This is a genomic window from Deltaproteobacteria bacterium, assembly GCA_016210005.1.
GTDB lineage: Bacteria > Desulfobacterota > Binatia > HRBIN30 > JACQVA1 > JACQVA1.
Genome location: JACQVA010000207.1, coordinates 42,423 through 54,241, shown reverse-complemented (window position 1 = coordinate 54,241; position 11,819 = coordinate 42,423). Strand labels below are relative to the sequence as shown.

At 62.8% G+C, this 11,819-nt stretch carries 12 protein-coding genes; 7 read left to right on the top strand and 5 right to left on the bottom strand.

From position 1 onward, the window contains the following. Window positions 1-146: 146 nt before the first annotated feature. The 5 genes from HY699_20380 (at window position 147) to HY699_20360 (ending at window position 6,970) form a co-directional block, all read left to right on the top strand. Complete coding sequence (locus HY699_20380) at window positions 147-5,246, top strand: choice-of-anchor D domain-containing protein (protein ID MBI4518167.1); 5,100 nt, start codon at window positions 147-149, stop codon at window positions 5,244-5,246. Then, window positions 5,243-5,764, top strand: coding sequence for a hypothetical protein (locus HY699_20375; protein MBI4518166.1), 522 nt, complete (start codon window positions 5,243-5,245; stop codon window positions 5,762-5,764). The genes HY699_20380 and HY699_20375 overlap by 4 nt, the downstream gene beginning before the upstream one ends. Before the next feature lie 196 nt (window positions 5,765-5,960). Next, on the top strand, window positions 5,961-6,305 hold the full coding sequence (locus HY699_20370; GenBank protein ID MBI4518165.1) for a DUF433 domain-containing protein: 345 nt from the start codon (window positions 5,961-5,963) through the stop codon (window positions 6,303-6,305). After that, on the top strand, window positions 6,302-6,658 hold the full coding sequence (locus tag HY699_20365; GenBank protein ID MBI4518164.1) for a DUF5615 family PIN-like protein: 357 nt from the start codon (window positions 6,302-6,304) through the stop codon (window positions 6,656-6,658). Before HY699_20370 ends, HY699_20365 begins: the two co-directional genes overlap by 4 nt. 120 nt (window positions 6,659-6,778) lie before the next feature. After that, entirely contained in the window at window positions 6,779-6,970 is a 192-nt protein-coding gene (locus tag HY699_20360; protein MBI4518163.1) for a hypothetical protein, read from the top strand. Window positions 6,971-7,062: 92 nt separating this feature from the next. Here HY699_20360 and HY699_20355 read toward each other — a convergent pair whose 3' ends face one another. The 4 genes from HY699_20355 to HY699_20340 form a co-directional block, all read right to left on the bottom strand. Next, window positions 7,063-7,356 carry a retroviral-like aspartic protease gene (locus HY699_20355; GenBank protein ID MBI4518162.1) on the bottom strand — a complete coding sequence of 98 codons (294 nt, stop codon included), beginning with the start codon at window positions 7,354-7,356 and terminating at the stop codon, window positions 7,063-7,065. A gap of 470 nt (window positions 7,357-7,826) precedes the next feature. After that, window positions 7,827-8,093: a hypothetical protein gene (locus HY699_20350; protein MBI4518161.1), complete on the bottom strand. Its 267-nt coding sequence runs from the start codon at window positions 8,091-8,093 to the stop codon at window positions 7,827-7,829. Between the two features lie 198 nt (window positions 8,094-8,291). After that, window positions 8,292-8,681: a hypothetical protein gene (locus HY699_20345; protein ID MBI4518160.1), complete on the bottom strand. Its 390-nt coding sequence runs from the start codon at window positions 8,679-8,681 to the stop codon at window positions 8,292-8,294. Then, window positions 8,678-8,977 (bottom strand): hypothetical protein, encoded by a 300-nt coding sequence (locus HY699_20340; protein MBI4518159.1) that lies wholly within the window; start codon window positions 8,975-8,977, stop codon window positions 8,678-8,680. Before HY699_20340 ends, HY699_20345 begins: the two co-directional genes overlap by 4 nt. Window positions 8,978-8,981: 4 nt before the next feature. Here HY699_20340 and HY699_20335 point away from each other — a divergent pair, with 4 nt between their 5' ends. Beyond that, window positions 8,982-9,221, top strand: coding sequence for a hypothetical protein (locus HY699_20335; protein MBI4518158.1), 240 nt, complete (start codon window positions 8,982-8,984; stop codon window positions 9,219-9,221). 622 nt (window positions 9,222-9,843) lie between these two features. Continuing rightward, window positions 9,844-10,140, top strand: coding sequence for a DUF2442 domain-containing protein (locus tag HY699_20330; GenBank protein MBI4518157.1), 297 nt, complete (start codon window positions 9,844-9,846; stop codon window positions 10,138-10,140). A 368-nt stretch (window positions 10,141-10,508) separates the two neighbouring features. On the opposite strand, the gene HY699_20325 is transcribed toward HY699_20330, so the two are convergent. After that, the gene (locus tag HY699_20325) at window positions 10,509-11,798 is read right to left on the bottom strand and encodes a citrate synthase (protein MBI4518156.1); all 1,290 of its coding nucleotides are present in this window, start codon (window positions 11,796-11,798) and stop codon (window positions 10,509-10,511) included. Window positions 11,799-11,819: the final 21 nt, after the last annotated feature.

The window sequence follows — 11,819 nt, the reverse complement described above, 5'->3', positions numbered from 1 at the left end:
TGAGAAACGAAAATCGAGGTCCTCGCACACCATACGCCACAAACCGGACCGAACCATGATGGGCTCCGCCTCCATCCGAATCAGAATCGCATCGATCGCACCGACCGGAAAAACCAACCCCGCCGCTTCCACCACCGCCGTCACGCATGTACGTCTACCGCAATCCAACCTCCGTGTCCAGAGGCCACAAGTCGGGCAGGGTCAGCTCCCGGCTGACCCACTCCTGTGCGGCATTGGTGTTCGCCCTTCTGCTCTTCTCGCAGGTAGCGATAGCGAGCCCACCGAGACTCTTCCCGTGGTCCGGTGACACGCAGCCGCTGGGCGTTAGAACCCCGCTCGTCCTCATTCACGGCCTGTCGTATGTCGGCGCGCAGGCCTACGAACGCGTGTGGGACGACTTTGTCACCTACCTTCACAATGACACACGCCTACTCGACGACTACAAGGTGTACTTCTTCGCCTATGACACGGTTGACCCCCTCTTTCCTGGCTTTCCTGGCGGGGCCTTGCTTCCCAGCGATCCCCAACACATCGGCGAGTTGGGGGCGTCCCTGCTAAGGCAAATCGTCGCGTTCGATCAACCGGCCGTCCCGTACGGATTCAAGGAACGCCCCATGGTGATCGTCGCACATTCCATGGGCGGTCTTGTCGCGCGGTCGTTCATGCAAGAACAGCACTTCACCGAAACGGACCCTGGCGGGGTAAGGACCCTGCGGCTAATCACCCTGGGCACGCCGCACCATGGCACGCCACTGGCGAACTTCGGCTATGCCGCGGGGCCTGCGCAGAATCGGCTCTTCGGGGCTGGACAGGGATTCCTGGCCGATATGCGCTGGGACGAATACGACCTGGTGCAGGTTCTGGGCACGAACGACTGGCTTCGTTGCTTGAACAATCACTCCTCTATCCATCGCTTCGATGACACGAGCGCAGCGTGCAACGGAGACGATGGATTCTACTCAAAGATCGTGGCCTACGGAGCCGAATCAACCAACTTCTCTGGTGATCTGCAGCAGGGAAGCCTGTGGCTTGGATGGGGTTTCCCGCCGGGTCTAGGCTACCTCTACTTCGACACCGATGGGGCCGTACCAATCGAGAGTGCGACATTTCGCACTTGGCCGATCATGCAGAGCCGCGAGTTCCAAGATTGCGACCACAACGAGCTGCCTTCCAAGAGGTGTCCAGGCGTCTTCAGTTGGCTGGAAGAGGACCTCCGCAATGCCCGGCCTGTCCTGTGGCAGAATCGACCACCTTTCCGCTCGATGGTGGCTGGCCATCACTACGACGTGGGTTGGCGCGTCAACTGGGGACGCTGGGTAACCCACGCTGATGTGCATTGGAGTACCGCGGCTTCAGGTGCGGATCCTGCAGACCCGAATGCCCCGTGTTCCGACTCTGTCACGCCTGGATGCCACACAACGTCACAGGCGACCGAGCAGAACCCGCAATCGCCCGGACTGTTTCTGAGCACAATCACCGCGCCGGGTGTCACTCAACCAACTCGCTTCCTATATCGGGTCCACGTCGTGGTAGACGGCGTCGACCTCTGGAGCGAGACCACCTGGGGTTGGTCCTACCCTTCGCCGCCACCAAGCCCCGGCGTTCCGGTGGTCCAGCTAGATCGCAGCTCAATCATCTTCGATGCGCAGGTCGTGAATACCGCGAGCGCATTGAAGATAGTCCAGGTGACGAACGTCGGCACCGCGGATCTGCAGATCGACGGAGTGAGCCTGACCAACACCGGGGACTTCCTCATGGCGGCTGATGCATGTTCCGGCCGCACGATCTCACTGCAGGACACATGCCGTATTGCGCTGCAGTTTTTGCCCAAGACAGCCACCTACCGCACTGGCACGTTGACGATCAGCAGCAACGCGGCGACTAGCCCGGACCACGTGTCGTTGGGCGGGAGCGGTGTGGCGCCAGCGGGACCGCAGGTTAGCCTGAGCAGTTCGCAGCTCACCTTCGGGAATCAGCAAATCGGTACACCAAGCGCGGCACAAACGGTGGTCGTCAGGAATGTTGGTACACTCCCGCTGGCTGTGACGGAAGCTACTATCGTCGGCACGCACGTCAGTGACTTTCAGAAGACCTTCGATACCTGCACCGGCTCGACGATCAACGTTGGGGCAGCTTGTTCGGTTGCGGCGATCTTCGTTCCTACCGTCATCGGGAATCGGACTGCTGCACTTCAGTTCTCCGATAACGCGCCGGGTGGCCTACGGTCGGTCGCTTTGACAGGCACGGGTACGAGCCCGACGGGGGCCGCGGTGACGCTGTTTCCAACAAGCCTCGGGTTCGGTGATCAGGAAGTGGGGACCACAAGCCCGACCCAGACCGTCACGGTGCGCAATGTCACGGCGAGCACTATGACGATCGTAAACATCTTTCGCGGGGCGGGCGACCCGGACTTCGATGTCACGAACGGACCCACCTTGCCGCTGTCGCTCCCTTCCGGCGGCGCAGCAACCTTCGGGGTGGTATTCACGGCGCAAGCTATGGGCGTTCGGAGCGGTTACATCACGGTCGCCTACAACCCAGGCGGTGGGCCGCAAACGGTAAGTTTGCCTGTTCGTGGGACCGGAATCGCCGGACCGTCGGCCCCTGCGCCAGCCATCACCTTCAGCGTGAGTGGTCTGGCCTTCGCCAGTCAGCTGGTTGGAACAACGAGTGGTACGCAGAACATTACGGTCAGGAACACCGGCACCGCCGAGTTGCGCATTACGAACATCTATCCTGCCGGTCTGAACCCGACGGACTTCGATCGGGATCCAAATTGCATGGGCAATTGGGCCCCGAACGCGACTTGCACCATGGGCGTTCGCTTTCGACCTCAAGCAGGCGGAACGCGCAGCGCGAACCTCATCTTCGAGAGCAATGCCAGTGGGAGCCCGCACTCAATTCGGTTGAGTGGAACCGGCACACTGCCTGGAAACCCAGCGGCCACACTCAGTCCGCCGAGCCTAGACTTCAACGGTCAGCCGGTTGGCAGCATGAGCAGGATCCAGCGCTTCGACCTCACCAACAACGGCCTGTCGCCCCTCCACATCACGAGCATGGTGCTGACCGGAGCCAACACTAGCGACTTCAGTGTTTCCTTCTACACCTACAACTGCGGCTGGGTCACCCCACCAACGACGTTCGGTGTGGGTGTGACCTGCTCGCTTGACGTACGATTCACGCCGACCGGCTCAGGGCCGCGGACAGCCTTTTTGACGATGACGGATGACGCCCCAGATAGCCCTCAAGATCTTCAGCTGACTGGAATGGGGACATCCCCCGTTACCACTGGCCCAGTAGTGGAATTTCCTGTCCCCACTTCGAGCGCCAAACCCTTCGGCATCACGTCCGGCCCCGACGGAAATCTCTGGTTTACGGAAGCCGACGCCAACAAGATTGGGCGGATCACGCCGAGTGGCAGCGTTGTCGAATTTGCCACGTTGGCTGATTGCCCAGGGCGGGCGAGCACCGGGTTCCCCTGCTCCATTACTACTGGCCCCGACGGGAATCTGTGGTTCACGGACGACAACTGCGCCCAGATTGGTCGCGTTACTCCGTTTGGTGCGGTCACAAAGCTCGATTTGCCTACTGCCGGCAGTGGAGCAAGGTTCATCGTCACCGGTGCAGACGGGAACCTGTGGTTCTCCGAGGGCTTCGGGAACCGGGTTGGACGCATTACAACATCGGGGGTGATCACCGAGTTCTCGATTCCAACGGGAGGCGCGAACCCGGCAGGGATTGCGCTCGGCAGCGATGGCGACATCTGGTTTGGCGAGCAGGGAGCGAAGAAGATTGGTCGCATCAAGACCGGCGGCACGATCGATGAGTTTCCCCTTCCCGGGGCGCAGGGTGGGCCCCACGCTCTCACCTTGGGTCCAGATGCGAACGTCTGGTTTGTTGAGCAGGGCCAGTCTCCGGGAAACGTGGGCCGGATTACGCCCGACGGAAGTTTCGCCGAGTTCCCAGTCTCGCTCGTCTCGCCATACCTGAGCAGCCCGCTTGGGATCGCGTCAGGGCGAGACGGCGCAGTGTGGTTCACCGAACAGGAAGCGAATCTCATCGGTCGTCTTACACCGGATGGGCAACTGGCGGAGTTCCAGATTCCCACTACCAACAGCAACCCGCTTGGAATCACCAGCGGGCCCGATGGGAATATTTGGTTTACCGAGGGCGTTGGCAAGATTGGCCGCATCACTCTGCCTCTCACTCCAGCTACAACCTTGAACGCGAGCGCGCTGCAATTCGGTACCCAACTGGTGGGCACGGCCAGCGCGCCCCAGTCGTTGATCGTAACGAACACCGGCAACGGGACGTTGAACATCGGCACCGTGGCGCTCGGGGGGAGCAATCCAGGAGATTTCTCAATCGTCACGAATGGCTGCTCAGCGGCGAACCTTGCGCCGGGTGGCAGCTGCGCACTGAGCGTACGGTTCCTACCGGGAACTGTTGGTAGCCGCAGCGCCAGCGTCACAATCAACCACAATGCACCGGGCAGCCCGCAGATTGCGCTCCTGAACGGAACAGGAGTGGCGGCTTCTCCCACCCCCACTCTGACCCCGTCGCCGACGTCACCGCCAACAGCGACGCGAACGCCCAGCAACTCTCCCACGGCCGTGTTTACGAGAACGCCCACGACCACTCCGACCGCTACGTCGACAAGAACCCCCACAAAGTCTCCAACATCGACCCGCACGAGGACGAACACGCCAACCCAGACAGGCACCCGCACGCCAACGCCGACACCGTCCTCGACCTTGACACGCACGATCACTGCGACGCGAATCCCTTCGCCAAGTCGTACGCCCACGTTCACTCTGCGCCCCACGCGGACACACACGCCGACGTTCACCTCCAAGCCATCGGCAACACCGACGCGGACTGCAACGAAGCGCCCGACTTCGACGCCGACTCGCACGCCTACGGCAACCCACACACGGGCGCCGTCGATGACGCCCACGCTCACGCCAAGTCGACGACCGAGCCGCACACCTACCGCGACACGAACGCCCTTCGGGTTCTGCGGGCAGGCGCGAGGGACTTGCACGCCCGGGCCCACCAACACACGACGCCCGTCGCCAACCCCAACGCCGTCGTGGACTCGCCGGCCCACGTTTACGCAGACGGCCACGTGGACCCGCCGGCCTTCCGCAACGCCGACGCGCACGTTCGTTGGCTACTGTGGAACCGCCCATGGCACCTGCACGCCAACACGAACCCCGACGGCAACGCCGAGTCCTCAGGCATGACGCACACGGAGCCGGTCGCGCCGCTGCCGGCTGCGGGTCTGCTGCAGTGCTGTTTCGCGGTGGAACCGGCGGCGGCGCCCGGTTCGTACCCGATTACCGATCAATGCGAGGCGGTGGACGAGTTCGGCAACCTCGTGCCCGTCACTTGCGGTCCGGGTGCAATCACGATCGAAGAACCGACCCCGCCGCCATCGCCATCCGAAACGCCGGCAGCGACGGAGACAGGGACCGTTACGCACACGCCCTCGCCGACGTGGATCGCCACCACCACGGTAACATCGACACCAACGATCATGCCGACACCGACCGCAACCGGGCCCCCTGCGAGCACCTGCGTCGGCAACTGCGATGACGATGAACAGGTCACCGTCGACGAGTTGGTCAAAGGCGTCAACATAGCCCTCGGCTCGCTGCTGCTCTCTGATTGCCCATCTTTCGACACTGACGACAGCGGTACCGTCACCGTGGATGAACTCGTGCGGGCGGTGAACAATGCGCTGATTGGATGCGGGGGGTGAAGAAGGTCTGGCGTTCGGCGTCGGGCGATGGGTGCCGGCTACTGGCGAGGCACGTAAGTCGGCAAGCGGAAGGGGCAAGGGAGACAGGTGAAGGGTGATGGGGATCAGGGCGATGCGGTCGGCAAATTGAAGGCGTGGATTGTGGGATCGTGGCCGCACTTGCCTGGCCCGAAGTGAACCGGTAGCCTTGCTCGGGATGAAGTCGCTGGAGCTTCCCGCGGAGCTTTTCACCTGCACCCCGGAAGGGACGTGGCGCTTGGCCGGTACCCGGGTGTCCGCTGCGAGTGTTATCCACGGGTTTTGGGCCGGCGCTACCCCGGAGCAGATGTGCCAGGATTTCCCCTCCCTCTCCCTCGGCCAGGTATACGCCGTGGTCGCGTACTACTTGTCTCACCGCTTGGAGCTTGATCGGTATCTCAAACAGGAACACCGGGTTGCGGAGCGGCTGCGGCGACGGCTCAAACGGCAGCACCGCGGCTTCCTCGCGGATCTGCGGCGGCGCATGCTGGCGCGCCGGCGCACCCAGGCACACGCGGCGTGAGCGCGGTCCGGTATCTATTCGACGAGGACTTCAACGGAAGGATTGTCCGCGGTCTACATCGGCGGGCGCCGCGCCTCGACGCACAGACCGTGCAAACCGCGGGCCTCGCACAAGCGCCGGACGCCGATGTCCTGCAGTGGGCCGCAGCGAAACGTCGGGTGCTCGTCTCTCACGACCACCGAACGATGCGAGCACGCGCTGAAGAGCGGCTTGGCCGCCAGCTGCCCATGACCGGTCTCGTTCTCGTCCCGCAGGAGTACCCAATCGGCCGCGCTATCGACGACCTCGCGCTTATCGCCGAGGCCACAGCCGCCAACGAGTGGGATGGCAAGATCGTGTTCCTGCCGCTGTGAGTGGGGCACAAGCCCAGGATCATCCCGCACGCCAACGGCATCTTTCACGGCCACCAGCATCCCCTCTGTGGCAGCCATTCCGTGGATAAACCCCGACGCCAATGATCACGCCGGTGTCGAGTGTCGGCGTGCATCGGCGACCATGGCTCCAGCAACACCGTCACCGTCGATGAGCTGGTGAAGGGCGTCAACATCGCCCTCGGCTCGCTGCTGCTCTCCGACTGCCCGTCTTTCGACACTGACGACAGCGGCACCGTCACCGTGGATGAACTCGTGCGGGCCGTGAACAACGCGATGAGCGAATGTCTGTGAGGAAGTTGGGCTAGGAGTTGCACGAGCCGCTCCCGGGGGGGCTCTTCGGGCTCGTCACAGTGAACGCTGGTGCCCGTCCTCTCGCAGGAATTCTACGCCTGCGGCTGCTCCAACTCACTCCACTGGAGCCGTGGACCGTCGAGCACGATTGGAAGGATATTGAGAATGTTGCGACCGAGAATACCGTACTCCTGGTCGATCAGCAGGAACTGCCCCCGAAACGTACGTTCCATGAGGGTGAGCTTCAAGTGCACCGCGGAGGCGAAACTCGTCCTTCCATCGAAACCGACAAGCTCGTACTGCTTACCGGGAATGTGCGCAACACCCAGCCGAGTCGCAGCGGCACGCGGAATCAACGTAACATCAGCCCCCGAGTCAAGCAGCATAGGCACCCTCGCCCAGGTCGCGCCGGTTTCGCCATGACTCAGATCGACCTCCGCAACCGGCGCAGGAGGTACGAAGCGGTTGTGGTCATACGCGGGCATCGGATCGCGTTCCAGTCACTTCCATTGTGAAGTCAGCTGCGTCCTCAGGGTGCGCAAGGCGAGGGCTCAGCATCCGTGGTGCCGTAGCAGATGCCGCGTCCGGGACGATGACGTATACCCTCGCGCCGTCCGGCAAGGCGGTGGTGCTTGTCAGACGGATCAGCCCGTGGTCGACGACGCCCTCAATTGCGATGACACTCATATGCAACCTCTCCGGGTGTGGCTTGATCGATCTCCTGGGATCGTACACAACACAGTATAAGCGCTGGCCAGGACCAGCGGCAAGCGGTATGGCTGTTTGTCCTCTCGGCAACGGTGCCATTCTCCTTCGCCGGATTCGCGGTTGTCAAACCGGCGATGTGCGCGCGTTCTCATGCCGCCTCCGCCAGCGGCTGACTCTCGAAGCGCAACTGATCGCCGGCGCAGTCGATGAGCACGCGACTGTTGTCGCGCACCTCGCCTGCGAAGATCTTGCGGCCGAGCGCCGTCTCTAGTTCCCGCTGCAGCAACCGCTTGAGCGGCCGGGCGCCGCACGACGGATCGTAGCCGGTGCGGGCGAAGTATTCGCGCGCCGCATCGGTCAGCTCCAGCACGCCGGCCACACCGAATTGCATCGGCGACTGCAGCGCGGACAACATGGTCACGGTCGACGAGCTGGTCAAAGGCGTCAACACCGACCTCGGCGACTGTCCCGTATTCGACGGCAACGGCGACGACGTCGTCACCGTCGACGAGTTGGTGAAGGCGGTGAACAACGCGCTGAGTGTGTGAGGGGGGTGACGAAACCGGTCGCGTGCTCGGTGTCGGGTGACGGAGGCTGCCGGGGCTGGAGGCTACTACGCGGCCTCACCGCGGAGTTCCAGGCTGAGATCTACCCGATCATAGGGAACAACCGGAGCCTTCGCTTTGCCGCGCGCGCCGCTCGGGCGAAACTCCACGAGGCCGACGCTCGCGAGATAGCCGAGGTCTTCGTTGACGTTCTTGGGCTCGCGCTTCACCATCGCTGCCAGCTCCCGGACCGACTGCGGCCGCTTCTCCCCGATCACCCACAGCAGTTCGAGCCGCTTTGGAGTCAGACATCGCCGAAAGGTGGCAATGTCCCGAAAGTAGAGCGCGTCCTCAGCCGGCGGTTTCTTGCCGGCTCCGAGGCGTCTGAACACGTCCCGGAGTTCTCGCTTGTTTTCCGCCCAGTCTTTGATGCCGATCTTGATGCGGCGCACTTTCATAACTCGCCTCGCAATACTGCCTCTACGTCCGCCACGAAATCGTCCCAGAGCTGCGCGGGGGTCGTGAACCGGTACCGCCGCTGCCGGCCCCTTACGTGACGATGGTGGGACTTGCCGGGATGGATGTCGTAGAGGACAATCACGTCGTTCGTCTTCGGGTTTCCCAAATAGCAGCGGTAGCGAATTCCCTGCGGATAATGCGGACCACCGCGCACCTCTCGAATGATCACCTCCAACAGAAGGTCGTCCGTGAGCTGAACCTTGCGATGGAAGGGCCCTTCGGAGAGGTCGATCATTTTGATGGTATGCTATACCCATACAGGTTTTGGGACAAGCTTCCGCAACACCAAGTCAGCCGCCGCCGAGTTGGCCGAGGGCGGCAACATCGCCCTCGGCCAGCAGCCGCTGGATGATTGCCCGTCTTTCGACACTGACGACAGCAGCAGCGTCACCGTGGATGAACTGGTGCGGGCCGTGAACAACGCGCTGACGGGATGCGGGGGAGGAGACAGTACGCACGCAGTAGGCAGAGGGCAGTAGGCAGGTGGGCAATCGGCAACGAACTGGCACAGAGCCGAGGCCGCTCTCCTCCCGAGAGTTCGCGCCCCATGATCGCTTCGATCTCAGCAATCAGCATGCGAAGTTGCGGCACGGAATACTCGGCGTTTGAGGGCACGGCCAGGCGATGTTCGCCATGGACCATGAAGTGATGGCGCGTGCCCGCATACGGTCCGTCGAAACCAAGGGCGCGGAGTCGCCGAACCAAATCGCGCCGCTTACACGGTGTCCATCGAACTCAAGCTCGGTCACGGCAAGGGACGCAATTTGTCATCTTCCAGGCGCGGCGCCACTTCTTCAGCTGCTTCTCCCGCACGATTGCGGTCTCTGCGCAGCCCTGCGCTTCGTAGTAGATCAGCTTGTCAACGCCATACTTGGGAAAAAACCCTCCACTACCTTACTCTTATGCTGCCACACCCGGCGTTGCCAGCTCTGAGGTCACCCCAATGTACAGCGTGCCGTTCCGTTTGCTGGCCAGGATGTAAACGACGCTTGGTCGAGGCGTGGGCGGAACTCCATCAGGCCGAATTGCTGGCGGACTGGCAGTTGCTTCAAGCTGGGCGCAGGCCGCGGCCGATTGCGCCCCTGGCGTAGGGAAGAAATGATGGAGCATCGCATTTGTCGCGTCGACTCGTTCGAGATCGTCGGTCCGTACACGCTGCGCGTTCGATTCGACGACGCGACCGAACAGACGATCAACTTCGAGCCGGTCCTCGCTGGTGAGATCTATCAGGCACTCCTTGATCAGGCGGTGTTCAGGCAGGTGCGCATCGATCCCGAGGTCCACACGCTGGTGTGGCCGAATGGTGCCGACTTCGACCCCGAGACGTTGCATGATTGGCCCCAGCATGCGGAGCAGTTGATTGAGCTGACGCGGCGCTGGGGAGTCAAGGCTGCTTAGAGACCATCGCACGAATGCGGCGACGTCGATTCGTCACAAGGGGCACGCCCGAGGCATCGTGTGAAGGTGAGACCTGCCTGGCCGCGCCGCCGCCGGGCGGACCCCGTGGTTGAGGGGACGGTCATCCTCGAGCTCAAGTCCGTGGCGCATGCCACGGCCGCTCGCCGCGAACAGATCCAGCCCTGCTTGCGCCTGACGCAGTGACAGCTGGGGTTTCTGCTCAACTTCGGCGAGGCCCGGAGGTCATGCGCCGCTGTGGCTCCACGCCGCGTCCGCCGGAAACCGAGTTCCGGGGGCGGCAGAGACGGAGCTGCCGGCGGGCAGCGTTGCCCCGCCGCTGATCCCCTCACCACTTGTGAAAAGCAGCGCTAAGAGCGCCGCTCCAGCGGCACGTAGTCGCGCACGGCGTGCCCGGTGTAAACCTGGCGCGGGCGGGCGATGCGCTGCTCGTCGTCGAGCAGCATCTCGGTCCATTGCGCAATCCAGCCGGGGGTGCGCCCGATCGCGAACAGCACCGGGAACATGTCGGTCGGGAAGCTCATCGCCTGGTAGATGATGCCGGAGTAGAAATCGACGTTGGGGTAGAGCTTGCGCGACACGAAGTATTCATCCGCGAGCGCGATCCGTTCCAGCTCGACGGCGATGTCGAGCAACGGATTGCGCCCGGTGACCTCGAGCACTTCGTCGGCAATGCGCTTGATGATCTTGGCGCGGGGGTCGTAGTTCTTGTAGATGCGATGGCCGAAGCCCATCAGCCGCACTTCGCCCGCCTTCACCCGCTTGATGTAGGCCGGAATGTTGGCGACGCCGCCGATCTCTTGCAGCATGCGGACCACCGCCTCGTTGGCGCCGCCGTGCAGCGGGCCGTACAATGCCGCGGTGGCGGCGGCCACGGCCGAGAACGGATCGGCGTGCGAGCTGCCGACGCAGCGCATCGCGTTGGTCGAGCAGTTCTGTTCGTGGTCGGCGTGGAGGATGAAGAGCACGTCGAGCGCGCGCTCGATCACCGGATTGGGCGTGTACTTCAGCTCGGTCTTCTTGAACAGCATGTTGAGGAAGTTGCCGGCGTAGCTGAGGTCGTTGTCGGGATAGGCGTAGGGCATGCCCACCGAATGCCGGTAGGCGAAGGCCGCCAGAGTCGGCATCTTGGCGATCAGACGGTGAGCCTGGGTCTTGCGCGAGTCGTCGTCGAAGATGCGCTTGGCATCGGGGTAGAAAGTCGACAGCGCGCCCACCGAGCTGACCAGAATACCCATCGGGTGGGCATCGTAGTGGAAGCCGTCGATGAACTGCTTGATGTTCTCGTGCAAGATCGTGTGGGTGGTGATGTTGTGCGTGAAGGCCTTGAGTTGCGCGCCCGCGGGTAGCTCGCCATTCATGACCAGGTAAGCAACCTCGAGGAAGGTACTCTTCTCCGCCAGCTGTTCGATCGGGTAGCCGCGGTAGCGCAGGATGCCGCGGTCGCCGTCAATGTAGGTGATCGCGCTGCGGCAGGCGGCGGTGTTACCGAACGCCGGGTCGTAGCTCATCAGTCCGGGGCTGTCGGCGTCGTTCTTGATCTGGGCCAGATCCGCGGCGCGGACGGTGCCGTCCTTGATGGCAACGGTGTACTTCTTGCCGGTACGGTTATCGATGATCGTCAAGGTGTCTTCAGGCATCGCAACCTCCTTTACCTTACT